This window comes from Rhizobium aouanii, from assembly GCF_037002925.1.
Lineage (GTDB): Bacteria > Pseudomonadota > Alphaproteobacteria > Rhizobiales > Rhizobiaceae > Rhizobium > Rhizobium aouanii.
Map to the genome: position 1 here is coordinate 1 of NZ_JBAMYD010000018.1, position 23,072 is coordinate 23,072.

The following is a 23,072-nucleotide window of genomic DNA, read 5'->3' on the forward strand; positions in this document are numbered from 1 at the left end:
CACCCAACCAAAGTTTTTTGACATTTTTGTAACAGGTTGAAAATGAAGGGCTTTTACTGCCTGCCTCCAAAAACGAGCAAATCCACCACCCGATCGGACGGTTTTTGAGATTCGTTTTTGCCGAATCCCGAAGGAAAGGCTTCGGCGAGGGAGATGAGCCTTATATGGGGCGCCTGACGCGGAATTCCAGGGTGCTTGCCTATGCCACGCCTCACTCGCTAGTTTGGCGATGAAGAAAGATCCGGCGGAGTGAAGAATGCTTGTCCTCGATGAAGAACAGACGCGCGCGGCCTTGCCCTGGCCGGAACTGATCGAGGCGATCGCCCGCATGTTCCAGAGCGAATGCGTGATGCCGGTGCGTCATCACCATGAGATGGAGGTGCCGGATGATGAGGAGAGCGCCACATTGCTCCTGATGCCGGCCTGGGTTCCCGGACGCTATGCCGGGGTAAAGACGGTCTCGGTCTTTCCAGGCAATGTGCGGCGGGGCCTGCCGGCGATCTTCGGAACCTATCTTCTTTCCTCCGGCGCTACCGGGGAAATGCTTGCCGCAATCGACGGCGGCGAATTGACCGCGCGGCGGACGGCGGCAGCATCGGCGCTGGCGGCCCGTCATCTCGCCCGTGTCGACGCGGAAGAGCTGCTCGTCTGCGGAACCGGGCGGCTGTCGCTCAACCTGATGTTTGCCCATGGCACGACCCGGCCGATCAAGAGGTACCGGGTCTGGGGCCGCAATGGGCAAGCCGCGGAAAAGATCGCAGCCGAAGCCCGGGCGCTCGGACTGAATGCCGAGGCAGTCGCGAATGCTGAAGCCGCAGCGCGGACAGCCGATATCATTTCCTGCGCCACGCTTTCCAGCGCACCGCTGATATCAGGCGAATGGCTGAAGCCCGGCGCCCATCTCGATCTCGTCGGCGCTTTCAAGCCGAGCATGCGCGAAAGCGACGACGAGGCCATCCGCCGTGCCTCCGTTTATGTCGACACCCGCGCCGGCGCCATCGCCGAGGCAGGCGACATCGTCCAGCCGCTGAAAAGCGGCGTGCTGAAGGAAGGCGACATCAGGGCTGAGCTTTCGGAACTCGTCAGCGGCGCCCATGGCGGACGAAGCCATGACGCAGAAATCACGCTGTTCAAGTCGGTGGGTGCGGCGTTGGAGGATCTCGCCGGCGCCATCCTTGCCTATGAGACAGTGACGGGCCAAAAGTGACAATCAGTGCATCCTTGCCGGAGCTTCCGGTTTCACATGTCCTGCCGGCCGTCGCTACCGCGCTGGAAAAGCAAAAACGCGCCGTTCTTTCCGCCCCACCCGGCGCCGGCAAGACGACGCTGGTACCGCTTTACCTGCTCGACAAGACCTGGCGCGGCGACGGCAAGATCATCCTGCTGGAGCCACGGCGGCTGGCGGCGCGGGCAGCGGCAAGCCGGATGGCATCGCTCATCGGCGAACAGGTCGGCGAGACGGTCGGCTACCGCATGCGCCTCGACAACAGGATATCGGCAGCGACACGGATCGAGGTGGTGACCGAAGGGGTTTTCGCCCGGATGATCCTCGACGATCCGGAACTGAACGGCGTCTCGGTCGTGATCTTCGACGAGTTCCACGAGCGTTCGTTGGACGCAGACTTCGGACTCGCTCTGGCGCTCGACGTGCAGTCGGCGCTACGCGAGGATTTGCGTATCCTCGTCATGTCGGCGACCCTCGACGTCGAACGCGTGGCCGCCCTGCTCGATCATCCGCCGGTGATCGAAAGCCTGGGGCGCAGCTTTCCGATCGATATCCGCTACCAGGATCGGCCGGGCGGCGAACGCATCGAGGATGCCGTGACGCGGGCGATACTCGATGCCCATGCCAATGAGGCCGGCTCGATCCTCGCTTTCCTGCCCGGCCAGGCGGAAATCACCCGGACCGTCGAACGCTTGGCAGGACGATTCGGAGCCGAAACGCTGATTGCGCCCCTTTACGGCAATCTCAGCCAGAAGGAGCAGGATGCGGCGATCCGACCGGCATCCCAGGGGACGCGCAAGATCGTGCTTGCGACGTCGATCGCCGAAACGTCGATCACCATCGACGGCGTCAGGATCGTGATCGACAGCGGGCTGCAGCGTCTGCCGGTGTTCGAGGCGTCGACCGGGATTACGCGGCTGGAGACGGTGCGCGTGTCGCGGGCTTCCGCCGATCAGCGGGCCGGCCGTGCCGGACGAACGGAACCGGGTATCGCTATCAGGCTGTGGCACCAGGGACAGACGGCGGCATTGCCGGCCTTTACACCACCGCAGATCCTTTCCAGCGATCTCTCGGGGCTGGTGCTCGACCTTGCGCATTGGGGCGTTCAAGATCCGGCATCCCTTGCCTTCGTCGATCAGCCGCCGGAAACCACGCTGAGGGAAGCGCGGGTGCTGCTTGGCCAGCTTGGCGCGCTGGACAAGGACGGAGCGCTGACGGCGCGCGGCAAGGTGATGCGCGATCTCGCTTTGCCGCCGCGGCTTGCCGCCATGGTCGTCTCCGCGGGAGAAGCCGGACACGCCCGGGATGCGGCGATGATCGCCGTGCTTCTCACCGAACAGGGGCTTGGCGGGACGAGTGTCGATATCGAGGAGCGGCTGCGACGCTTCAAGGCCGAGCGGGGCGAGAGAGCAGAGGCCTCAAGGCGGCTGGCGGGGCGGCTGTCGAGCGGCCTCGAGAGGGTTGCCTCAGCGGCGCCGGCGCTTGCAGGCCAGCTGTTGCTGCATGCGTTCCCGGATCGAATAGCACTTCAGCGCGGCGGGCGCGGCCGGTTCGTGATGGCGAATGGGCGCGGAGCGGAGCTGCCGGAAACCGAGCGGCTGGCCGGCAGCCAGATGCTGGTGATTGCCGACCTGACCGGACGGGCGGCGCAGGCGCGGGTTCTGGCGGCAGCCGAGGTGACACGAGGCGATATCGAAGCCGAGTTGCCCGGTGAGATCAAAACCGGCGACCAGATATTCTTCGACCGGCAAAGTCGGCAAATCCGGGCGCGGCGGGCAACCCGGCTTGGCGCGATCGTCTTCGAAGAGACGCCCTTGCCGCGCCCTTCCGGGGCAGCCGTCACCCAGGCGCTGGTGGAAGGGGTGCGCGAGCTCGGGCTTGATCAGCTTGCCTTCTCGAAGGAGGCCATACAGTTGCGCGAGCGGATCGGATTCCTCCACCGGACGATCGGAGAGCCCTGGCCCGATGTCAGCGATGATGCCCTGCTTTCTCGGCTGGACGATTGGTTCGGCCCCTTTCAGACGGAGGCCTGCGGCCTTTCGGAGATTTCCGCAGCCGGGCTTTCGAACGGGCTGATGTCGCTGGTGCCGCACGAATTGCAACGCGACCTTAGCCGGCTTGCGCCGACCCATTTCGAAGCGCCGACCGGCCAAAGGCATCCGATCCAATATGAGGGCGAGGAGCCGGTTCTGACGATCCGCGTGCAGGAGCTGTTTGGACTGAAGCAGCATCCAGCCATTGCCGGTGGCCGCCTGCCGCTGCTGCTCGAGCTCACCTCGCCGGCGCACCGGCCGATCCAGACGACACGCGACCTGCCGGGCTTCTGGGCCGGATCGTGGAAGGATGTGCGTGCCGATATGCGCGGGCGCTATCCCCGGCATCCCTGGCCGGAACGGCCGGAGGATGCGTTGCCGACGACACGGGCAAAACCGCGTGGTACATGAGGGCCATTCAAGGAACCCCCGGCATGATCGACAAGCCTGACATGATCGACAAGACGGAAGGCTATACGCTGGAGGACCGGCACAACAGCCGCAGGCTGCGCCTGCAGACGCTGGTGCGGCTGCGCTGGCTTGCCGTCGGCGGACAGGCGCTGACGGTTTTCATCGTTGCCTTCTGGCTGAAATTTCCCTTACCGCTGGTTGCCAGTTCTTCGCTGATCGCCGCCCTTGCCTGGGTGAATTTCTACCTGACGATCCGTTATCCGCCGACGCATCGGCTGGAACCGCCTGCCGCCTTTGCGCTGCTCGGCTTCGACCTTTTGCAGCTCTGCGCGCTGCTCTTCATCACCGGCGGCCTTGCCAATCCTTTCGCAGCGCTCGTCTGCGTGCCGGTCATCATCTCCTTTGCCTCGCAGCCGATTCGCTACAGCACCGCGCTGATCGGCGTTGCGATGGTCTGCATCACGGTGCTTGCCTTTTCGCCCTTTCCACTACCCTGGTTCGACGGGGCCGAGATCAACGTGCACACCGTCATGCAGTTCGGTGTCTGGTGCTCGATCGCCTCGACCATGGCATTCGCCGCTTTCTATGCCTATCGGGTCTCGATGGAAGCGAGCCAGCTTGCCGATGCGCTGGCTGCGACCGAACTGGTGCTGCAGCGGGAAAAGCACCTGTCGCAGCTCGACGGCCTGGCGGCCGCGGCCGCCCATGAACTCGGCACGCCGCTTGCGACGATCAGCGTCGTCGCCAAGGAAATGGAGCGGGAACTCAAGGACGACGATCGTTTCCGCGAGGACGTCATGCTGCTGCGCAGCCAGAGCGAACGCTGCCGCGACATCCTGCGGCGGCTGACGACGCTTTCCTCCGAAGGCGAGGCGCATATGCGCCGGCTGCCGCTTTCCTCGATGATCGAGGAGATCGTCGCCCCGCACCGGGAATTCGGCATCAGATTGGAGCTTATCGAAAAGAGCCCGCGCAAGGGCGAGCCGGTCACCGACCGCAATGCCGGCATCATGTACGGGCTCGGCAATCTGATCGAAAATGCCGTCGATTATGCGCGAGAGAAAGTGATCGTTACCGTCGAGCACGATCACGACAAAGTGCTGATCGTCATCGAGGACGACGGCAACGGTTATGCGCCCGATATTCTGACGCGGATCGGCGAGCCGTATGTGACGAAGCGGCAGAAGGAAGATACGGCAGGCGGCCTCGGGCTCGGCCTTTTCATCGCCAAGACGCTGCTGGAGCGCTCCGGCGCATCGCTGGTTTTCGAGAACCGCGATCCGGAAAGTGCGGGCGCGCGTATCCGGATCGAATGGCCGCGCATGCTGATCGACGCAAATTCGACAAAATGACTTTGTCGGCATAAAGGATATAAGCGGTTGACGCAGATCGGGCGCTCAACCGCCGGGACCGAGACGATGACAGAACAGAATCATGACAATTTCGCCGCGTCGGACGAAGACCATATCGGTCCCGACGCCAGCCTGCTGATCGTCGACGACGACGGGCCGTTCCTGCGCCGTCTGGCACGGGCGATGGAGACGCGCGGCTTCCAGGTGGAGACGGCCGAATCAGTGGCGGAGGGCGTTGCGAAATCGAAAGGCCGGCCGCCGAAATACGCGGTGGTCGACCTTCGGCTCGGCGACGGCAATGGGCTCGACGTCATCGAGGCGATCCGCCAGCGGCGCGACGACACCAGGATCATCGTGCTGACCGGCTACGGCAATATCGCAACGGCGGTCACGGCCGTGAAACTCGGCGCCGTCGACTACCTCGCAAAGCCTGCGGATGCCGACGACGTGTTTTCGGCGCTGACGCAGCGGCCGGGCGAAAAGGCCGAGCTTCCCGAAAATCCGATGTCGGCCGACCGGGTGCGCTGGGAGCACATCCAGCGGGTCTATGAAATGTGCGAGCGCAATGTTTCCGAAACGGCGCGCCGGCTCAACATGCACCGGCGGACGCTGCAGCGTATCCTTGCCAAACGCGCGCCGAAATAGACGCGCACGTCGCGCGTTTATAATTAGACGTCGTCCACGGTGAACGGTTTTCCGTTCGCCCATTCGGCCATCATCAGCCTTTGCGCGGCGGCACGCGAGAAGTTGAGCGTGACGGATTTGCGCGTGGCCGGCGCCATGCGGTGTTCCGGCGCCTCGCGAATCATATGGGCGCCGTAACCATCCGACAGGAACAGCCCGCATTCCTCGGGAAAGATCTCCAACGGCACATCCTGGTGAGTCGCGAAGAACAGGCGGTCGCAATGCAGCCTGTATTCCGGCCATTTGCGATCCACCCTGAAATCCTCGATCGAGGTCTTGATTTCGATGATCCAGACCTCGCCCTTTTCCGAAAGCGTGATCAGATCGGCGCGGCGGCCGCTGGCCAGCGGCAGTTCGGGCAGCACGGCGTGGCGCATTTCATGCAGCAATATCTGCGTTCCGCGCCGCACCATCATGGCCCTGTCCGATTGCCGGCCATCGATTAACGGATTGTTATTGTAAACGCTCAAAATCGTCATGGATAACCATCGCGGGGGCTGGCGTGTTGTTGCAAAAAAACCATGCGCTTCTAATTTGCGCGACAGACGGATTCCTCGCGCTGCAGCAGCCTTGCAAAGCGCAAGTTAATCGAAAATAAACCATAATCAACGATGGTCGAAAGACCGTTCTCCTTGCCCCAAAACTTCAAGAGTCATCCATGCGCATCCGCAATGCATTCCCTGTCTTTGGCCTGCTGGCGACATTCGCTCTGGCCGGTTGCTCCACGACCTCAGACAGCGCATCCGTCGACGACAAGGGCGCAGGCCCGACGGTTCAGACGGCACAGATCTTCACTGACGCCTACGGCCTGACGAAGGATGCCGGATACTCCCTACCGGCGATCCCGATCGACAGGGTCAAGCCGCAATTCCGCCGCCAGGTCGTCAGCTACCAGACCACAGAGCGTCCCGGAACGATCATCGTCAACACGCGCGAGCGTTTCCTCTATTACATCCTGGCCAATGGCAAGGCGATGCGCTACGGCATCGGCGTCGGCAAGCAGGGCTTCGCATGGGCCGGCACCGCCTACGTCGCCTGGAAGCAGGAATGGCCGAACTGGCACCCGCCGAAGGAAATGGCCGTCCGCCGGCCTGATCTCGCCAAATACGTCGAGGACGGCATGGGTCCGGGTCTCAGCAATCCGCTCGGCGCGCGCGCCATGTATCTCTTCAACGAGGACGGCAAGGACACGCTCTTCCGCCTCCACGGCACGCCGGAATGGGCCTCCATCGGCACCGCCGCTTCCTCGGGCTGCATTCGCCTGATGAACCAGGACGTCATCGATCTCTACAGCCGCGTCCGCCCGGGCAAGGGCACGTCCAAAGTCGTCGTCATTCAGTAAGCTAATTATCGAATTCGGTATAAAAAGGGCCGCCGAACTATCGTTCCGGCGGCCTTTTTGTATTCTCCGTCAGGCAGTCTGCTTCGCCTTGAGCTCAAGGCGGCGGCGGTGAAGCACCGGCTCGGTGTAGCCGTTCGGCTGTTCCCTACCCTTCAGGACGAGATCGAGGGCGGCCTGGAAGGCGATCGAATCGTCGAAATTGCCGGCCATCGGCTGATAGGCGGGGTCCGACGCATTCTGCCGGTCGACGACGGCGGCCATGCGCTTCATCGTCTCGACGATCTCAGCATCGGTGACGACCTTGTGATGCAGCCAGTTCGCCATGTGCTGGGCCGAAATGCGAAGCGTCGCGCGATCTTCCATCAGGCCGACATTGTTGATGTCGGGCACCTTCGAGCAGCCGACGCCCTGATCGACCCAGCGCACGACATAGCCGAGGATTCCTTGAGCATTGTTGTCGAGTTCGCGCTGGATTTCTTCCGGCGTCCAGTTCGGCCGCACCGCGACCGGCACGGAGAGAATATCGGAGAGCTTGGCGCGGGCGCGATCCTTCAACCCCTGCTGAACACGGGCGACATTGACCCGGTGATAGTGGGTGGCATGCAAGGTCGCGGCCGTCGGCGACGGCACCCAGGCGGTGTTGGCGCCGGCCTTCGGGTGGGCGATCTTCTGTTCGAGCATTGCCGCCATCAGATCCGGCATCGCCCACATGCCCTTGCCGATCTGGGCGTGGCCGGCAAGGCCGCATTCGAGGCCGATGTCGACATTCCAGTTCTCATAGGCGGAAATCCAGGCCGCCTGGCGCATGTCGCCCTTGCGAATCATCGGGCCGGCTTCCATCGAGGTGTGGATCTCGTCGCCGGTGCGATCAAGGAAGCCGGTATTGATGAAGACGACGCGCTCGCGGGCGGCACGGATGCATTCCTTGAGGTTGACGGTCGTGCGGCGCTCCTCATCCATGATGCCCATCTTGATGGCGTTGCGCGGTAGACCAAGCGCATCTTCGACCCGCGAGAAGATCTCGACGGCGAAGGCCACCTCTTCCGGCCCATGCATCTTCGGCTTGACCACATACATCGAGCCGGTCCGGGAATTCTTCCGCCAGCCGGAGGAACCAATATCATAAAGCGCGATCAGGCCGGTGATCGCAGCATCCATCATGCCTTCGGGCACCTCGTTGCCGTCGCGGTCGAGGATCGCCGGGTTGGTCATGAGGTGACCGACATTGCGCACCAGCATCAGCGAGCGGCGATGCACCTCGAAGGCGGCACCATCCGGGCCAGAATATTGCAGATCCGGGTTGAGCGTGCGGATGAAGCTCGTTCCGCCCTTTGCCACCTCTTCCTGCAGGTCGCCCTTCATCAGACCGAGCCAGTTGCGATAGACGACGACCTTGTCCTCGGCATCGACAGCGGCAATCGAATCCTCGCAGTCCATGATCGTCGTAATTGCCGATTCCAGCCAGACATCGGAAATATGAGCCGGATCGGCTTTTCCGATCGTCGTCGCCGCATCGATGACGATTTCAATGTGAATGCCGTTGTTCTTCAGGAGAATATGCGTGGGAGCGGCCGGATCTCCGCGATAGCCGGCAAAATGCTTGCCGTCCGTCAGCATGGTCTGCTCGCCATCGATCGATCTGACGACCAGCGCTCCATCCTTGACGGCGAAGCTTCCGACGTCCTTCCAGCGGCAGTCCTGCAGCGGAGCTGATGTATCGAGGAAATCGCGCACCCAGGTGATGACCTTATCGCCGCGCTTCGGATTGTAACCCTTACCCTTCTCTGCGCCATCGCTCTCCGGAATGGCGTCCGTGCCGTAGAGCGCATCATAGAGCGAGCCCCAGCGGGCATTGGCGGCGTTCAGGGCGTAACGGGCGTTCATGACGGGAACGACGAGTTGCGGGCCGGCGGTCGAGGCGATCTCCGGATCGACATTTTCGGTCGAAACCTGGAAGTCGGATCCCTCAGGCAGCAGATAGCCGATTTCGCGGAGGAAGGCCTGGTATTCGTCCATATCGGCCGGCGCACCGTGCCGGCGATACCAGTCGTCGATCTTTACCTGCAGCTCGTCGCGTTTTGCCAGCAGCGCACGATTTTTCGGGGCGAGATCGTGGACGATCGCCGAAAAATCGGCAAAGAACTTGTCCGCATCGATCGCCAGACCCGGCAGCACCTCCGTGACGAGGAAATCATGAAGGACGGTTTCGATGGCAAGACCGTTCTTATCAACGCGGCTCATGCGACATTCTCCCTGGCAACGACTTTTGAATGCTGCCACTTTGCCCGGCTTTCATTCACAGTCAATTCTGCAATAATTCGAAAGATTTATGCCGTCGTGGAAATTATGCGTGGCGTCACGCGCATCGGCAGTCCGTTCTGCGGCTGCGTCGTCAGCTTCTGCACCGGCCAAGGATTGGTCTGATCGGTGGAATCGAAGCGATAACGATGCATTAGGACAGCAAGGGCGATTACCGCCTCCTGAAGCGCAAAGGTTGCGCCGATGCAGACACGCGGGCCAGCGCCGAAAGGCAGGAACTGGAAACGGCCGATAGAGCCGCGATTTTCCGGCAGGAAGCGTTCGGGCATATAGGCGCGCGGCCTGTCCCAGTGAAGTTCGTGGCGATGCAGCGTCCAGGGCATGATCAGCACCGTGACGCCGGCCTCGATTACGACCCGCTCGCCCTTGGGGCTTGTCCAGGAATCATCTGATATGGCGGCGCGATTGATCGATGGCGCCGGCGGATAAAGGCGCAAAGCCTCCTCGAAGGCGGCGCGCGTCTGCGGCATCATATCCAGCCATTCCACAGGTTTGGTCCCAGTGGCGAGCACCGCGTCGATTTCTTCTTCCATCGCCTCGCGGATATGCGGGCTGTTCGATACGCAATACAACGTCCAGGCCAACGCTCGGGCTGTGGTCTCATGCCCCGCGCCGATGAAGGTCAGAATATTGTCTTCGATTTCCTCCTTGGTCAGCCCCTCAGGACCAGCCTGATCCAGGAGCAGGGTCAGGAAATCTTGCGGCGCGCTGCTGCGGTCTGCCTTCATCTTTGCGAGCCGCATATCCATGGTGTTGCGCACGATGGCACGGAATTTCTCCAGCACTTTCTGACCGCCGATGCGTGTCACACGTGGAACCCAGGACGGAGCGCGCATCAGATCCATCGGATCGACGCGGCCCATGCGATGCAGAAGTTCATTGACGTCGTCGGCAAAATGGCCGCTCGAGGTGACGATTTCGCCAGAGAACAATGTGTCAGCCAGAATCGCGAAGGTCAGCTCGGTCATATCGGTGCTGATATCGAAAATTGCGCCTGCCTCGCCTGCGCTCTCATATTTGCGGGCATAATCTTCGGACTGGCGCAGCATCTGCCCGGCAAAGCCTTGGGCATGGCGGGGGGTGAAAATAGGCGCCACCGCCTTGCGCGATCTCTTCCAGACAGGACCTTCGGCGGTCAGAAGGCCGTCGCGGAGGATCGGACGCAGGACGAGCTGGCGTACATCCGACATGCGGTAATTATTGGCATTATCAACAAGCACGTGTTTGATCAGGCCGGGATCGTTGACGATCAGCGTCCTCTGGCCGAAGAAATTGGTGCGGATCCACGGCAGCGTGTAGGACGGCTCGCCCCAGAGTTCGAGCGGATTGCGCAGGATGATGCGAATGATTTCCAGCCGGCTCGGCGGCACGGTACGCGGCAGCGGTGCTGGCGGGACGAAGGGGTCCGGACGCATGTCCATCGTAAAAGCCTTTCGGGGAAGATCTAGGCCTTCCCGGCAAGCTTGAAGCTAGAGCAGGCCCTTGAGTTCGTCCAGCTTGTCGTTGATCAGCCAGCCGTAATAATTCTCTTCCGGCCAGACCGTCGCACCGGCGCCGCGGTTCTTCGCAGCAAGGGCTGCGGCGCGCTGGCGTGAATTGCCGACATTATAAAGCGTCGCCGTCAGTCCGGGATTGCCCGAGATATCCATGCCGGCAATCTCCTTGTAATCGTCGATCGACCTGCGGATCGAGGCCGCGACGAAGGCGAGCGAAATATCGGGATCCATGATGGCCCTGTAGACGGCGCCGGCATTCTTCTCGTTCAGCTTCGGATAGCCGGACACGCGGGTGACGAGATCGGAGAGCATCAGCGCCGTCAGCGGATTGACCTGGCCGAGGCCGAAGGTCTGACCGGCATAGAAGGGCTGGAAGAAGACCGCGCTAAAACGGTTATTAGGAAAGCTCGTACCTTCAACCGTCTTGCCGCGGAAATCGGTTTCCCAGACATCTTCGCGGCAGGACCAGAGCGTATAGGAATCGCTCTTGCCCTTGCACCGAGCAAACTGGGGCCGCGTCACGAAATCGTCGATACTTTCGCCGTCATAGGAGAAGCGGAAGCTTTCTCCGGCATAGGAGGCGGCCTTGACGTAATAAGCCTGCAGCCGGTCGTAGGCGTCGACATTATAGGTGTGTTCGCCGACGATCGCGCCGACGACATGGATGGGATTGATGCCGTAAGCGCTGGAAATCTTTCGGATCTTGCTCATCAACTCGCGATCGGTCGCCAGAAGCTCATGCACCTTTTCGTATTTCAGATCGAAGCTGCTCTTGGTGCCCTTGGTGCGCCGGATGGAAGCGCCCGGAATATCGGGCTGCTCGGCATGACGGTTGCCCGCCGGCACCGCCTGCATAGCGAAGGCAGGCGCCGAATTCACCAGGGCAACGGCAATCATAAGGCTTGTCAAAAGGCGTCGCACGATCCGTTATCCCGTCCGTTCCATCGTCCTGTTTGTGATGCGGCTGCCTGGACCAGAATCTTGGCCGAATAAAGCCGAGCGAAAACAAAACGGGCCTTCACTACAGCGCCGCGCGTCTTTTCAGACGCGCAAAGGACGCTGTAGCACTTTGAGTTGCTGCATAATTTTATCCCCAAATCGATCCCGATTTAGGAATTATGCAGTAGAAAGTAAAAGGCCCGTTGTCGAGAGTCGCGTTCGTCACAATCCGTCATTCATGCCGGGAAACACATCAAGCGGTGTGCCGATATCACAGAATGAAGCGCGAGAGATCGGTATTCTGTGCGAGATCGCCGACATGTTCGCGCACATAGGCGGCATCGATCGTCACGGCCGTCCCGCCTCGATCCGGCGCGTTGTAGGAAATATCGTCCAGCACCCGCTCCATCACCGTCTGCAGACGGCGTGCGCCGATATTCTCGACGGAGGAGTTCAGATGCACGGCGACATCGGCAAGCGCGTCGATCGCGTCGTCGGTGAATTCGAGGCTCAGGCTTTCCGTCTCCATCAGCGCGCGGTACTGGCGGATGAGGCTCGCTTCCGTCTCGGTCAGGATCCGGCGGAAATCATCCTTGTTCAGCGGGCGCAATTCGACGCGGATCGGCAGGCGGCCCTGCAATTCCGGCAGAAGATCCGAAGGCTTGGAGACATGGAAGGCGCCGGAGGCGATGAACAGGATATGGTCGGTCTTCACAGGCCCGTATTTGGTCGAGACCGTCGTGCCTTCGACGAGCGGCAAGAGGTCGCGCTGCACGCCTTCGCGCGAAACGCCGGCGCCCATGCCACCGTCGCGGGCTGCAATCTTGTCGATTTCGTCAAGGAAGACGATACCGTCATTCTCGGTGGAGCGAACGGCTTCGCGCTGGATCACTTCGTTGTCGATCAGCTTGTCGGATTCGTCGCGGATCAGGTCACTGTAGGAGGCCTTGACCGTCGTGCGGACCTTCTTGGTGCGGCCGCCCATCGCCTTGCCGAACATTTCCGACAGGTTCAGCACGCCGATATTGGCGCCCGGCATGCCGGGAATTTCGAAGCCTCCCATGCCGGAGCCGGCATCGGCCACCTCGATATCGATTTCCTTGTCGTCAAGTTCGCCGTCCCGGAGCTTCTTGCGGAAGTTCTCGCGCGTCGCAGGCGATGCTGTCGTGCCGACCAGCGCATCGAGAACACGCTCCTCGGCGCTCACATGCGCCTTGGCCTGTACCTCGGTCCGCTTCTTCTCGCGCACCAGGCCGATGCCGACCTCGACCAGATCGCGGATGATCTGCTCGACATCGCGGCCGACATAGCCGACTTCGGTGAACTTTGTGGCTTCCACCTTGATGAAGGGCGCACCGGCGAGCTTTGCCAGGCGGCGGGAGATTTCCGTCTTGCCGACGCCGGTCGGGCCGATCATCAGGATGTTCTTCGGCATGACTTCGTCACGCAGGCTCGGGTCGAGCTGCTGGCGGCGCCAGCGGTTGCGCAACGCAATCGCAACGGCGCGCTTGGCGTCATGCTGGCCGATGATATAGCGATCGAGCTCGGAAACGATCTCGCGGGGGGAAAAAGTGGTCATTGCGTATCATTCTCCTGGCGGTCCAGGGCCATCAACAGCGCCCGGCCGCAATTAGTCGTTGTTTCGCCAAGTCCTTGAAAGCCCGCCTTGGTATAGGCTCTGATTGCGAATGCATTGTCAGGATGCGGATCGACGAGGATCCGCTGCGCGCCCTTTGCAAAGAGCATATCGCAGAACCCTATCATAAAGGCCGGTCCATGACCCTTGCCCGCGAGTTCCTCGATGCCGATGAACTGGTCGATGCCGTAGGTGCCCTTCGGCTGACCGGCGAGCGCTTCATCGTCCACGTCGTCGAGATCGGCCGCCTGGATAAAGGCAAAGTCCTTTCCATTCAGCGTGACGATGAAGCACGAGACAGAGGCCGCATCGATATGCTTTTCCATCGAAGCCAGCGCCTTGGCCGGATCGCTCCACCAGCGCCTGACATGCCGGCTTTCCAGCCATTTGGCGAGGAGCGGCAGGTCAACCGCGGCAAGCGGCCGGAAGGCATAGGGTTCAGCCTTCGGCATCCAGCAATTCCACCACGACGTTGTGGTTCGTGTAGACGCAGATGTCGGCGGCGATATCGAGGGCGCGGCGAGCAATCTCTTCGGCCGATTTGTCGGTATCCATGAGTGCGAGGGCGGCGGCGAGGGCAAAATTGCCGCCGGAACCGATCGCCGTCGTGCCATGCTCCGGTTCCAGAACATCGCCATTGCCAGTGATCGCCAGCGTGATCGACTTGTCGGCGACGAGCATCATGGCTTCGAGATTACGCAGGTACTTGTCGGTGCGCCAATCCTTGGCGAGCTCGACGGCGGCACGCATCAATTGACCGGGATATTGCTCAAGCTTCTTTTCAAGCCTTTCGAGTAGGGTAAAGGCATCGGCCGTGGCGCCGGCGAAACCGGCGACGACTTCGCCCTTGCCGATGCGGCGCACCTTGCGGGCATTGCCCTTCATGACGGTCTGGCCGAGGCTCACCTGGCCATCACCCGCCATCACCACCTTGCCGCCTTTTCGAACTGTAATGATTGTTGTCATAAAACACCTGTCTGCCGGGCCGCATGCCGGCCCTGTTGAGCCCTATGTAAGTGGACTGGCGCCGATTGCAAATGGGCCGGCTTTTCTCTTGCCCGGCTTCTGGATATTTCCCGATGCGCCTGATAAGGAACGGCCTTATTCCCGATGGAGGGCCATATGGCCGAGACCGCAGCGAGCCGCACCGGCAGCGTTTCCCGCAAGACCAACGAAACCTCGATTTCCGTTTCCGTCAATCTCGACGGCACCGGCAAATCGACGATCTCGACGGGCGTCGGCTTCTTCGACCATATGCTTGACCAGCTTTCGCGACATTCCCTCATCGACATGGAGATCGATGCAAAGGGCGACCTGCATATCGACGACCATCATACGGTCGAAGATACCGGCATCGCCATCGGCCAGGCGATCTCCAAGGCGCTCGGCGACCGGCGTGGGATCACCCGCTACGCGTCGATCGATCTCGCCATGGACGAGACGATGACCAAGGCTGCGGTCGATCTTTCCGGCCGGCCGTTCCTCGTCTGGAACGTCGCCTTCAGCGCGCCGAAGATCGGCACTTTCGACACCGAGCTCGTGCGCGAATTCTTCCATGCGCTCGCCCAGAATGCCGGCATCACCTTGCATATTCTCAACCATTATGGCGCCAACAATCACCATATTGCCGAGACATGCTTCAAGGCCGTTGCCCGTGCATTGCGCATGGCAACAGAGATCGATCCGAGACAGGCGGGCCGTGTTCCCTCGACCAAGGGCACGCTCGTCTGAGCCCTTCAAGGGAGCGGCGGCAATGACATCCAGCTATATCTTCCTGACACCGCCCGGTAGCACGAGCGCCACGGCCGATGAGACGCGAACCATCCGTGACGGCTTCACGCTGCTCGGCTTCCTGTTTCCATGGGTTTGGCTGCTGGCGCATCGGCTTTGGCTGCATGCGGCCGCGGCCTTTCTGCTGCAGGGGATTGGTGGTGCGCTGATGGACGAACCCGGCCTTGGGCCGGCGGGAGCGGCAATCCTGCTCGGCGTGAATATGCTGGTCGGTCTTGAGGGCCAGAATTTCCGTGTCCGCAACCTTGCTGCCAAGGGCTGGAACGAAGACGCATTCATTGCGGCCGATACGATCGGCATTGCCGAGCAGGTCTATTTTTCGGGCAACGAGGTCGCTACGAATAGTGACGGCGGCGCGGCACCGGACTGGGAGAACAAGACCCAGCCGAGCAGCCGGCACGGCCAAGCCACCTCGCTCGGTCTCTTCGGTTTTGATGGAGGACGCTAACGATGCGCGTCGCGATTATCGACTATGGCTCAGGCAACCTGCGCTCGGCAACCAAGGCTTTCGAGCGTGCCGCCCACGAAGCTGGCATCGATGCCCATATCGATCTCACCGACAGGGCGGAGGATGTTGCCGCAGCCGATCGTATCGTGCTTCCCGGTGTCGGCGCCTATGCCGATTGCCGGCGCGGCCTCGATGCCGTGCCTGATATGACCGAGGTGCTGATCGAGGTTGTCGAGAAGAAGGCGCGGCCGTTCTTCGGCATCTGCGTCGGCATGCAGCTCATGTCCTCGCGCGGTCTCGAGAAAACCGTGACGCACGGTTTTAACTGGATTCCCGGTAACGTCGTCGAGATGACGCCGGATGATCCGGCACTCAAGATCCCGCAGATCGGCTGGAACACGCTCGACCTGAAGCGCGAACATCCGCTCTTCGAAGGAATTCCGACGGGGTCGCAGGGACTGCACGCCTATTTCGTGCATTCCTACCATCTTGCCGCCGAAAACGCCGAGGATGTTATTGCCACGGCCGACTATGGCGGTCCGATGACCGCTTTCGTCGGGCGCGACAACATGGTCGGAGCGCAGTTTCACCCGGAAAAGAGCCAGAAGCTCGGCCTGGCCCTGATCGCCAATTTTCTGCGCTGGAACCCGTAGAGCCTGGAACCGTCAAGCATTGTTCATGCAATCCGAAGCAAAACGCTACACGGTTTGCTGGATCTCCAAGGTCTGGCTTTCAACACAGCCGCCTTATTTCCCTAGAGCATGATGCCGAAAAGTGTGAGCGGTTTTCGGACGACATCATGCTCTGCTATATATGTAGAACGGGATTCAGAACAGGAGTGCGCTCGATGCCGGCTTCACGGAAATCAGGCAAGGTGTTCTACACGTTGCGGCCCTCCAGGGAAGGCTTGCCCCCCTTTTCTGATATCAAGCTTCCCGGCGGCACGATCATCCGCCGTGTCGACGAAGCCATCCACAGGAAGGCGCTTTCCAATGCAGCCAAGGCGCTGAAAGAAAGGCTGGACCGATGATCCATGAATCTTTCTCCGCAAACGACGGTTCGAGCCGGCGGCAAAACGGGGTCAGCGCCGGCGATATCGCCGAGGCCGTGCTGGAATTCTATATCGAAGGTGAGGACGATCTGATCGGCCTGCTCGCCTACGCACTCTACGAGCGGCAAAAGCGCGATTTCGTTCTCAGCCATCGCAAGCGCAATGCCGGCCGTTCGCCCGATGAGGCCGAGCTTGCCGCCGTCAACAGCAATTATCTCTCGACCGACCTGCGCAACACGCTGCGCGACCGCGCCTCGCAGATCCTTTCGAGTTATGCCGAAACCTATGTCGAGGCGATGGAGCCGCAGATCCGGCTGACCGCCGTCAATAGCGATGCGTTGCGCCAGGTGCAAAACATCGAGAAATCGATCAAGAGGCGCCTGGGCTTCTGGCGTCAGGTCGGGGCCGGCTTTGCCATCACCCTGCTCCTCCTTCTGCTTTTCGGCGCGGCTGCCATTGCCGCTGTCTTTTTCCAATCGGATATCGTAGATGCGTGGAATGCGCTGATGGTACCGACCACTCTACGGACGTAAGACGACATGATCCTTTTTCCCGCGATCGACCTGAAAGGCGGCCAATGCGTCCGCCTGAAGCTCGGCGACATGCAGCAGGCGACGGTCTACAACACCGATCCGGCCGCCCAGGCGAGATCCTTCGAAGATCAGGGTTTCGAGTGGCTGCATGTGGTCGATCTCGACGGCGCCTTTGCGGGACATTCGGCCAATGGCGATGCCGTCGAAGCGATCTTGAAGGCAACGGACAATCCCGTGCAGCTCGGCGGCGGCATTCGCACGCTCGATCATATCGAGCGCTGGCTGTCGCGTGGGCTGCGGCGCGTCATTCTCGGCACCGTCGCAGTCAGAAATCCGGCGCTGGTCATCGAGGCCTGCCGGAAATTTCCGGGTCATGTCGCCGTCGGCATCGATGCCAAGGGCGGCAAGGTGGCCGTCGAGGGTTGGGCGGAGGCCTCCGAACTCGGTATCATCGAACTCGCCAGGAAATTCGAGGGCGCCGGCGTCGCTGCGATCGTCTACACCGATATCGACCGTGACGGCATTCTGGCCGGCATCAACTGGAATTCGACGCTGGAACTTGCCGACGCCGTTTCCATTCCCGTCATCGCTTCGGGCGGCCTTGCCTCCCTCGACGATGTTAGACGCATGCTGCAGCCCGATGCGCGGAAGCTGGAAGGGGCGATTTCAGGCCGCGCGCTTTATGACGGCCGTATCGATCCCAAGGAAGCGCTGGCGCTGATCAAGGCGGCCCGGGCCAAGGAGACCGCGTAATGACCCTCAAGGCCCGTGTCATCCCCTGCCTCGACGTCAAGGACGGTCGTGTCGTCAAGGGAGTCAACTTCCTCAACCTCGTCGACGCCGGCGATCCCGTCGAAGCCGCAAAGGCTTATGATGCGGCCGGCGCCGACGAACTCTGCTTCCTCGATATCACCGCTTCCTCGGACAATCGCGAGACGATCTTCGATGTCGTATCGCGCACGGCCGACCAATGCTTCATGCCGCTGACGGTCGGCGGCGGGGTCAGAACCATCGCCGATATCCGCAAGCTTCTGCTGTGTGGCGCCGACAAGGTCTCGATCAATTCGGCAGCCGTCAGCAATCCCGATTTCGTCACCGAGGCGGCCGACAAGTTCGGCGACCAGTGCATCGTCGTCTCGATCGATGCCAAGCGCCGGCGCACGCGGGCGGCCGGCGGCGACAATCTCAGCGCCTGGGAAATCTATACGCATGGCGGCCGCAACGCGACCGGCATCGACGCCGTCGAATTCGCGGAGAAGATGGTGGCGCGCGGCGCCGGCGAGCTGCTGGTCACCTCGATGGACCGCGACGGCACCAAGGTCGGCTACGATCTGGAGCTGACGCGGGCGATCGCCGATGCGGTGCGTGTGCCGGTCATTGCGTCCGGCGGCGTCGGCGATCTCGACGATCTCGTCGCCGGGGTGAAGGAGGGCCATGCCAATGCCGTGCTCGCCGCGTCGATCTTCCACTTCGGCACCTATTCCGTCAGCGAGGCGAAGCACTATATGTCGAAGTGCGGCATCGACATGCGTCTCGACTAAATTTTGAAAGCGGACCTATGAGCGGATTTTCCCTTTCCGATCTCGAAAGCATCGTCGCAGAACGATCGAAAGCCTCGCCGGAACAATCCTGGACAGCCAAGCTCGTGGCCGCCGGCCAGCCGAAAGCGGCAAAGAAGCTCGGTGAAGAGGCGATCGAGGCCGTGATGGCGGCGGTGACCGGCGACCGCGACAATCTGACCTATGAAGCCGCCGATGTGCTCTATCACCTATTGGTCGTATTGAAGATTGCTGAAATACCGTTAGAGAATGTCATGGCCGAACTCGAGCGCAGAACCGCGCAGTCCGGCCTCAAGGAAAAGGCCAGCCGGCAGAGTTCATGAGTATCGCGACTGAGATTATCGGGGTGCAGGAAACGTTGGATCACTTCCAGTCTGAATCCTATTCGCCCTACCACTTCTTCTCTTCCGAACAATGGGCGAAATTCCGCGCCGACACGCCGTTGACGCTAACGAGCGACGAGGTCAAACGGCTGCGTTCGATGGGCGATCCGATCGATCTCGACGAGGTCCGGCGCATCTATCTGTCGCTGTCGCGGCTGCTCTCGGCACATGTCGAATCCTCGCAGATGCTGTTTGAACAGCGCAACCGCTTCCTCAGCCTGTCCGATGTGACGAAGACACCCTTCGTCATTGGCATCGCCGGCTCGGTCGCAGTGGGAAAATCGACCACCGCCCGTATTCTCAAGGAGCTCCTGGGGCGCTGGCCTTCCAGCCCGAAGGTCGACCTCGTCACCACCGACGGCTTCCTCCATCCCAACGCCGTGCTGCAGCGGGAAAAACTGATGCAGCGCAAAGGCTTTCCGGAAAGCTACGACACGGGTGCGATCCTGCGCTTCCTCTCGGCGATCAAGGCCGGACGGCCGGATGTGAAGGCGCCCAGCTATTCGCACCTCGTCTACGACGTGCTGCCGGACGAATACAAGATCGTCGACCGGCCCGACATCCTGATCTTCGAGGGCATCAACGTGCTGCAATCGCGCGACCTGCCGGCCGGCGGCAAGATCGTGCCGATGGTCTCCGACTTCTTCGACTTCTCGATCTATATCGATGCCGCCGAAGACGAGATCCACAACTGGTATGTCACGCGCTTCATGCGGCTGCGCGAGACCGCCTTCCGCGATCCGAATTCCTATTTCCATCGCTATGCCTCGATCAGCGACGCGGAAGCGCTCGAAATCGCCGAGGATCTTTGGGCAAACATCAACCTGAAGAACCTGCGGCAGAACATTCTTCCGACGCGTCCACGCGCCGATCTCATCCTGAAAAAAGGCAAGGATCACCTGATCGAACAGGTTGCGCTGCGAAAACTATAGCAGTCGGTTGTCTTTTAAGGATTGACGCGGCGGAGCGTCAGATTGATGCGGCCGCCATTCTTCAGCAGCGTCGACGTCGCCGGATGGATACGGTCGACGCCGTGGAAGCAAAGTCTCCCCTCGCCGCCCAGCACGACCAGATCACCGCTCGAAAGCTTGAAAGACAGCGTGCGATCATTGCGGCTGAGACCGCCGACGCGAAAGAGGCAGCTGTTGCCGAGCGAGATCGAGACGACCGGGGCTTCGAGATCCTGTTCGTCCTTGTCCTGATGCAAGCCCATGCGCGCTTCGTCGGAGTAGAAATTGACGAGGCAGGCTTCCGGCGGCTTGTCGTAATTCGAAACGTCATTCCAGATATCGAGCAATTGCTGCGGCATATCAGGCCAGGGTCTGCCGGTTGCCGGGTGCGTCGGCTGGTAGCGATAGCCGCGCTCTTTGTCCGTCACCCAGCCGAGCGGCCCGCAATTGGTCATGCGCACCGACATCGGCTCGCCGGTACCGGGCATGGCGGGCACATAAAGCGGCGCTTCGGCGACGACGGTGCGGATCACCTCGACCAATGCTTCCTGATGCTCTCGGTCGAGGTAACCGGGGAGATGGCGGATGCCGCTCAAGAGCTCCGGCATGTCACTCACCGCTGCCGCCGGGGCGGCCGCGCATTTTCTTGACTTCCGAGCGACCGGATTTTTCCTTCAGGCGGCGCTCGACCGAACCCTTGGTCGGCCTGGTCTTCTTGCGCGGCGGCGGCGGCGGCTTGGCGGCCTCGAGGATCAGTTCCTTCAGCCGGTCGCGCGCATCCTCGCGGTTGCGGTCCTGGCTGCGAAACCGGCTCGCCTCGATCATCAGCACGCCATCCTTCGACAAACGCCGGCCGGCTAGTTTGACCGCATTGGTTTTGACACGATCATTGAGGGACGGCGAATTCACGATGTTGAAGAACAGCTGGACCGCGGTCGAGACCTTGTTGACATTCTGCCCGCCGGGACCGCCCGCCAGAACGAACTGTTCCGTCAGCTCCCATCCCGCGATGGTGATCCTGTCATCGATATAGAGCGCGTCGCTGGCCATGCGGCGTTCTATCTCACATCGGCGGCGAATTGAAAATATCGGCCGTCATCAAGGAAAGCCCGGCAATCCTGCGATGCCGGGTTTCACGTGAGTCAGCGGCTAGAACATTCCGTTTTTCTTCGAACCACGGAATGCTCTAGCTCTTTGTCTAGCGCAATTCCGCTGCGCAATTTTGCTGGAATTGCTCTGGGCCTTATTCGGCAGCAACCTTCACGCCCGGGGCGGCATCGCGGACGCCGCCGTCGACATGATTTTCGAACTTGGCGAAGTTCGTGATGAACATCGAGACCAGCTTTTCGGCCTGCGCGTCATAGGCTGCCTTGTCGGCCCAGGTCGAGCGCGGATCGAGAATGCTGCCGTCGACGCCATCCACCGAGACCGGCACGGCGAAGCCCAAGTTCGTGTCAGCACGGAATTCCGCCTGTCCAAGTTCGCCGCTCAGGGCGGCAGCGAGAAGCGCACGCGTCGCCTTGATCGGCATGCGCTTGCCGGTGCCGTAGGCGCCGCCGGTCCAGCCGGTATTGACAAGCCAGCATTGAACGCCATGCCGACCGATCAACTCCTTGAGAAGATTACCATATTCGGCCGGATGCCGCGGCATGAAAGGAGCGCCGAAGCAGGTAGAGAAAGTCGCTTCCGGCTCGACGACACCCTTTTCGGTGCCGGCCACCTTGGCAGTGTAGCCGGAGAGGAAGTGATACATCGCCTGATCAGGCGTCAATCGGGCGATTGGCGGCATGACGCCGAAGGCATCGGCGGTCAGCATGATGATCGTCTTCGGATGCCCGGCACGGCCCGTTTCCGAAGCGTTCGGGATGAAGTCCATCGGATAGGCGCAACGGGTGTTCTCGGTCAGCGAGCCGTCGTTGAAATCCGGCTCGCGGCTTTCGTTCAGCACGACGTTTTCTAGCACGGTGCCGAAGCGCTGCGTCGTCGCATAGATTTCCGGCTCGGCTTCGGCCGAGAGGCGGATGGTCTTGGCGTAGCAGCCGCCTTCGAAGTTGAAGATGCCGTTTTCGCTCCAGCCGTGTTCGTCATCGCCGATCAGCGTCCGGGCCGGATCGGCCGAAAGCGTCGTCTTGCCGGTGCCGGAAAGGCCGAAGAAAACCGCAGCGTCACCGGCCGGGCCGACATTGGCCGAGCAGTGCATCGGCATCACGCCCTTGGCCGGAAGCAGGTAGTTGAGCACGGTGAAGACCGATTTCTTCATTTCGCCGGCATAGGAGGTGCCGCCGATGAGGACGAGACCGTTAGTAAGATCGCAGGCGATCACCGTTTCCGAACGGCAGCCGTGGCGGGCCGGATCGGCCTTGAAGCTCGGCAGATCGATGATCATCAGCTTCGGCACGAAGCTCGGCAGCGCTGCGGTGTCAGGGCGGATCAGCAGATTGCGGATAAACAGCGAATGCCAGGCGAATTCGGTCACGACGCGGGTCGGCAGAGCATGGCCTTCCTCGGCGCCGCCGACGAGATCCTGGACGAAAAGGTCCTTGCCCGCGGCATGCGCCAGCATATCGTCGCGCAGCACGGCGAAATGCTCCGGCGAGATCGGCTTATTGTTGTCCCACCAGATTTCGCCATCGGTGTTAATATCGCGAACGACGAACTTGTCGCGCGGCGAACGGCCGGTGTGCTGGCCGGTAATAGCCCGCAATGCGCCTTGAGCGGTCAGTTCGGCTTCGCCCCGGCGGATCGCTTCTTCATAGAGCGCGGCGGCGGAAAAGTTGTAGCGAACGCTGGCTGCGCCGCCCAATCCCACCGTTGCCAGCTCTATTGCCGGGTTATGAACTCCGAACATTTCCATGGCTAGTTCCCTTCGCTCAGGCTCGTTGCCGTTAAAACTAACCGCGAAAATACGGGCAGAAATTTT

At 61.3% G+C, this 23,072-nt stretch carries 24 protein-coding genes; 14 read left to right on the plus strand and 10 right to left on the minus strand.

Features of this window, described 5'->3' with window-relative positions; all coding sequences use genetic code 11:
- Positions 1-256: 256 nt before the first annotated feature.
- The 4 genes from lhpI to V8P77_RS27185 all read left to right on the plus strand — a co-directional run bounded on the left by lhpI (position 257) and on the right by V8P77_RS27185 (position 5,666).
- Positions 257-1,207 carry a bifunctional Delta(1)-pyrroline-2-carboxylate/Delta(1)-piperideine-2-carboxylate reductase gene (lhpI, locus tag V8P77_RS27170; RefSeq protein WP_335915151.1) on the plus strand — a complete coding sequence of 317 codons (951 nt, stop codon included), beginning with the start codon at positions 257-259 and terminating at the stop codon, positions 1,205-1,207.
- Positions 1,204-3,669, plus strand: a complete 2,466-nt coding sequence (gene hrpB, locus V8P77_RS27175; RefSeq protein ID WP_335915153.1) for an ATP-dependent helicase HrpB — start codon at positions 1,204-1,206, stop codon at positions 3,667-3,669. The genes lhpI and hrpB overlap by 4 nt, the downstream gene beginning before the upstream one ends.
- Positions 3,670-3,692: 23 nt before the next feature.
- Positions 3,693-5,021, plus strand: coding sequence for an ActS/PrrB/RegB family redox-sensitive histidine kinase (locus tag V8P77_RS27180; RefSeq protein ID WP_335915154.1), 1,329 nt, complete (start codon positions 3,693-3,695; stop codon positions 5,019-5,021).
- A 66-nt stretch (positions 5,022-5,087) separates the two neighbouring features.
- Positions 5,088-5,666, plus strand: coding sequence for an ActR/PrrA/RegA family redox response regulator transcription factor (locus V8P77_RS27185; RefSeq protein WP_025396545.1), 579 nt, complete (start codon positions 5,088-5,090; stop codon positions 5,664-5,666).
- A gap of 23 nt (positions 5,667-5,689) precedes the next feature.
- Here V8P77_RS27185 and V8P77_RS27190 read toward each other — a convergent pair whose 3' ends face one another.
- Positions 5,690-6,184, minus strand: coding sequence for an MmcB family DNA repair protein (locus V8P77_RS27190; protein ID WP_012759589.1), 495 nt, complete (start codon positions 6,182-6,184; stop codon positions 5,690-5,692).
- A gap of 179 nt (positions 6,185-6,363) precedes the next feature.
- On the opposite strand from V8P77_RS27190, the gene V8P77_RS27195 reads away from it, so the two are divergent.
- Entirely contained in the window at positions 6,364-7,047 is a 684-nt protein-coding gene (locus tag V8P77_RS27195) for a L,D-transpeptidase (protein WP_335915158.1), read from the plus strand.
- 69 nt (positions 7,048-7,116) lie between these two features.
- Here V8P77_RS27195 and V8P77_RS27200 read toward each other — a convergent pair whose 3' ends face one another.
- The 6 genes from V8P77_RS27200 to hslV form a co-directional block, all read right to left on the minus strand.
- A complete protein-coding gene (locus V8P77_RS27200; RefSeq protein WP_335915160.1) occupies positions 7,117-9,288 on the minus strand; it encodes a malate synthase G in 2,172 nt (723 codons plus the stop codon).
- Between the two features lie 86 nt (positions 9,289-9,374).
- Positions 9,375-10,787 carry a cytochrome P450 gene (locus tag V8P77_RS27205; RefSeq protein ID WP_335915161.1) on the minus strand — a complete coding sequence of 471 codons (1,413 nt, stop codon included), beginning with the start codon at positions 10,785-10,787 and terminating at the stop codon, positions 9,375-9,377.
- Between the two features lie 48 nt (positions 10,788-10,835).
- Positions 10,836-11,783 (minus strand): DUF1402 family protein, encoded by a 948-nt coding sequence (locus V8P77_RS27210; RefSeq protein ID WP_335915162.1) that lies wholly within the window; start codon positions 11,781-11,783, stop codon positions 10,836-10,838.
- A gap of 289 nt (positions 11,784-12,072) precedes the next feature.
- Positions 12,073-13,380, minus strand: coding sequence for an ATP-dependent protease ATPase subunit HslU (hslU, locus tag V8P77_RS27215; RefSeq protein WP_335915164.1), 1,308 nt, complete (start codon positions 13,378-13,380; stop codon positions 12,073-12,075).
- Entirely contained in the window at positions 13,377-13,889 is a 513-nt protein-coding gene (locus V8P77_RS27220) for a GNAT family N-acetyltransferase (RefSeq protein ID WP_335915165.1), read from the minus strand. The genes hslU and V8P77_RS27220 overlap by 4 nt, the downstream gene beginning before the upstream one ends.
- Positions 13,876-14,403, minus strand: coding sequence for an ATP-dependent protease subunit HslV (gene hslV, locus V8P77_RS27225; protein ID WP_011649873.1), 528 nt, complete (start codon positions 14,401-14,403; stop codon positions 13,876-13,878). Before hslV ends, V8P77_RS27220 begins: the two co-directional genes overlap by 14 nt.
- Positions 14,404-14,559: 156 nt before the next feature.
- Here hslV and hisB point away from each other — a divergent pair, with 156 nt between their 5' ends.
- From hisB to coaA, 9 genes are all read left to right on the plus strand, one after another.
- The gene (gene hisB, locus V8P77_RS27230) at positions 14,560-15,168 is read left to right on the plus strand and encodes an imidazoleglycerol-phosphate dehydratase HisB (RefSeq protein WP_335915166.1); all 609 of its coding nucleotides are present in this window, start codon (positions 14,560-14,562) and stop codon (positions 15,166-15,168) included.
- A gap of 22 nt (positions 15,169-15,190) precedes the next feature.
- Complete coding sequence (locus V8P77_RS27235; protein WP_335915167.1) at positions 15,191-15,676, plus strand: DUF2628 domain-containing protein; 486 nt, start codon at positions 15,191-15,193, stop codon at positions 15,674-15,676.
- Positions 15,677-15,678: 2 nt separating this feature from the next.
- On the plus strand, positions 15,679-16,329 hold the full coding sequence (gene hisH / locus V8P77_RS27240) for an imidazole glycerol phosphate synthase subunit HisH (RefSeq protein ID WP_335915168.1): 651 nt from the start codon (positions 15,679-15,681) through the stop codon (positions 16,327-16,329).
- Positions 16,330-16,523: 194 nt separating this feature from the next.
- Positions 16,524-16,706 (plus strand): hypothetical protein, encoded by a 183-nt coding sequence (locus V8P77_RS27245; RefSeq protein ID WP_029768237.1) that lies wholly within the window; start codon positions 16,524-16,526, stop codon positions 16,704-16,706.
- Positions 16,703-17,260, plus strand: coding sequence for a hypothetical protein (locus V8P77_RS27250; RefSeq protein WP_335915171.1), 558 nt, complete (start codon positions 16,703-16,705; stop codon positions 17,258-17,260). Before V8P77_RS27245 ends, V8P77_RS27250 begins: the two co-directional genes overlap by 4 nt.
- Before the next feature lie 6 nt (positions 17,261-17,266).
- Positions 17,267-18,013, plus strand: a complete 747-nt coding sequence (hisA, locus tag V8P77_RS27255; RefSeq protein ID WP_335915172.1) for a 1-(5-phosphoribosyl)-5-[(5-phosphoribosylamino)methylideneamino]imidazole-4-carboxamide isomerase — start codon at positions 17,267-17,269, stop codon at positions 18,011-18,013.
- Complete coding sequence (gene hisF / locus V8P77_RS27260) at positions 18,013-18,801, plus strand: imidazole glycerol phosphate synthase subunit HisF (RefSeq protein WP_335915174.1); 789 nt, start codon at positions 18,013-18,015, stop codon at positions 18,799-18,801. The genes hisA and hisF overlap by 1 nt, the downstream gene beginning before the upstream one ends.
- Positions 18,802-18,818: 17 nt before the next feature.
- Positions 18,819-19,142, plus strand: coding sequence for a phosphoribosyl-ATP diphosphatase (locus V8P77_RS27265; RefSeq protein ID WP_017962659.1), 324 nt, complete (start codon positions 18,819-18,821; stop codon positions 19,140-19,142).
- On the plus strand, positions 19,139-20,134 hold the full coding sequence (gene coaA, locus V8P77_RS27270; protein ID WP_335915176.1) for a type I pantothenate kinase: 996 nt from the start codon (positions 19,139-19,141) through the stop codon (positions 20,132-20,134). The genes V8P77_RS27265 and coaA overlap by 4 nt, the downstream gene beginning before the upstream one ends.
- Before the next feature lie 14 nt (positions 20,135-20,148).
- Here the strand turns inward: coaA and V8P77_RS27275 are convergent, their stop codons facing one another.
- From V8P77_RS27275 to V8P77_RS27285, 3 genes are all read right to left on the minus strand, one after another.
- Positions 20,149-20,760: an alpha-ketoglutarate-dependent dioxygenase AlkB gene (locus tag V8P77_RS27275; protein WP_335915177.1), complete on the minus strand. Its 612-nt coding sequence runs from the start codon at positions 20,758-20,760 to the stop codon at positions 20,149-20,151.
- Position 20,761: 1 nt separating this feature from the next.
- A complete protein-coding gene (arfB, locus tag V8P77_RS27280) occupies positions 20,762-21,202 on the minus strand; it encodes an alternative ribosome rescue aminoacyl-tRNA hydrolase ArfB (RefSeq protein ID WP_335915178.1) in 441 nt (146 codons plus the stop codon).
- 193 nt (positions 21,203-21,395) lie between these two features.
- Positions 21,396-23,006, minus strand: coding sequence for a phosphoenolpyruvate carboxykinase (locus V8P77_RS27285; RefSeq protein ID WP_335915179.1), 1,611 nt, complete (start codon positions 23,004-23,006; stop codon positions 21,396-21,398).
- Positions 23,007-23,072: the final 66 nt, after the last annotated feature.

What these genes read in the sequence shown, in the direction of transcription:
- V8P77_RS27275 (WP_335915177.1), bottom strand. Translation starts at nt 20,760, where the DNA reads ATGCCGGAGCTCTTGAGCGGCATCCGCCATCTCCCCGGTTACCTCGAC.
- V8P77_RS27205 (WP_335915161.1), bottom strand. Translation starts at nt 10,787, where the DNA reads ATGGACATGCGTCCGGACCCCTTCGTCCCGCCAGCACCGCTGCCGCGT.
- V8P77_RS27220 (WP_335915165.1), bottom strand. Translation starts at nt 13,889, where the DNA reads ATGCCGAAGGCTGAACCCTATGCCTTCCGGCCGCTTGCCGCGGTTGAC.
- V8P77_RS27285 (WP_335915179.1), bottom strand. Translation starts at nt 23,006, where the DNA reads ATGGAAATGTTCGGAGTTCATAACCCGGCAATAGAGCTGGCAACGGTG.
- V8P77_RS27265 (WP_017962659.1), top strand. Translation starts at nt 18,819, where the DNA reads ATGAGCGGATTTTCCCTTTCCGATCTCGAAAGCATCGTCGCAGAACGA.
- V8P77_RS27235 (WP_335915167.1), top strand. Translation starts at nt 15,191, where the DNA reads ATGACATCCAGCTATATCTTCCTGACACCGCCCGGTAGCACGAGCGCC.
- V8P77_RS27185 (WP_025396545.1), top strand. Translation starts at nt 5,088, where the DNA reads ATGACAGAACAGAATCATGACAATTTCGCCGCGTCGGACGAAGACCAT.
- V8P77_RS27180 (WP_335915154.1), top strand. Translation starts at nt 3,693, where the DNA reads ATGATCGACAAGCCTGACATGATCGACAAGACGGAAGGCTATACGCTG.
- coaA (WP_335915176.1), top strand. Translation starts at nt 19,139, where the DNA reads ATGAGTATCGCGACTGAGATTATCGGGGTGCAGGAAACGTTGGATCAC.
- hisA (WP_335915172.1), top strand. Translation starts at nt 17,267, where the DNA reads ATGATCCTTTTTCCCGCGATCGACCTGAAAGGCGGCCAATGCGTCCGC.
- V8P77_RS27200 (WP_335915160.1), bottom strand. Translation starts at nt 9,288, where the DNA reads ATGAGCCGCGTTGATAAGAACGGTCTTGCCATCGAAACCGTCCTTCAT.
- V8P77_RS27190 (WP_012759589.1), bottom strand. Translation starts at nt 6,184, where the DNA reads ATGACGATTTTGAGCGTTTACAATAACAATCCGTTAATCGATGGCCGG.
- V8P77_RS27250 (WP_335915171.1), top strand. Translation starts at nt 16,703, where the DNA reads ATGATCCATGAATCTTTCTCCGCAAACGACGGTTCGAGCCGGCGGCAA.
- V8P77_RS27245 (WP_029768237.1), top strand. Translation starts at nt 16,524, where the DNA reads ATGCCGGCTTCACGGAAATCAGGCAAGGTGTTCTACACGTTGCGGCCC.
- hslU (WP_335915164.1), bottom strand. Translation starts at nt 13,380, where the DNA reads ATGACCACTTTTTCCCCCCGCGAGATCGTTTCCGAGCTCGATCGCTAT.
- hslV (WP_011649873.1), bottom strand. Translation starts at nt 14,403, where the DNA reads ATGACAACAATCATTACAGTTCGAAAAGGCGGCAAGGTGGTGATGGCG.
- V8P77_RS27195 (WP_335915158.1), top strand. Translation starts at nt 6,364, where the DNA reads ATGCGCATCCGCAATGCATTCCCTGTCTTTGGCCTGCTGGCGACATTC.
- arfB (WP_335915178.1), bottom strand. Translation starts at nt 21,202, where the DNA reads ATGGCCAGCGACGCGCTCTATATCGATGACAGGATCACCATCGCGGGA.
- hisF (WP_335915174.1), top strand. Translation starts at nt 18,013, where the DNA reads ATGACCCTCAAGGCCCGTGTCATCCCCTGCCTCGACGTCAAGGACGGT.
- lhpI (WP_335915151.1), top strand. Translation starts at nt 257, where the DNA reads ATGCTTGTCCTCGATGAAGAACAGACGCGCGCGGCCTTGCCCTGGCCG.
- hisB (WP_335915166.1), top strand. Translation starts at nt 14,560, where the DNA reads ATGGCCGAGACCGCAGCGAGCCGCACCGGCAGCGTTTCCCGCAAGACC.
- hisH (WP_335915168.1), top strand. Translation starts at nt 15,679, where the DNA reads ATGCGCGTCGCGATTATCGACTATGGCTCAGGCAACCTGCGCTCGGCA.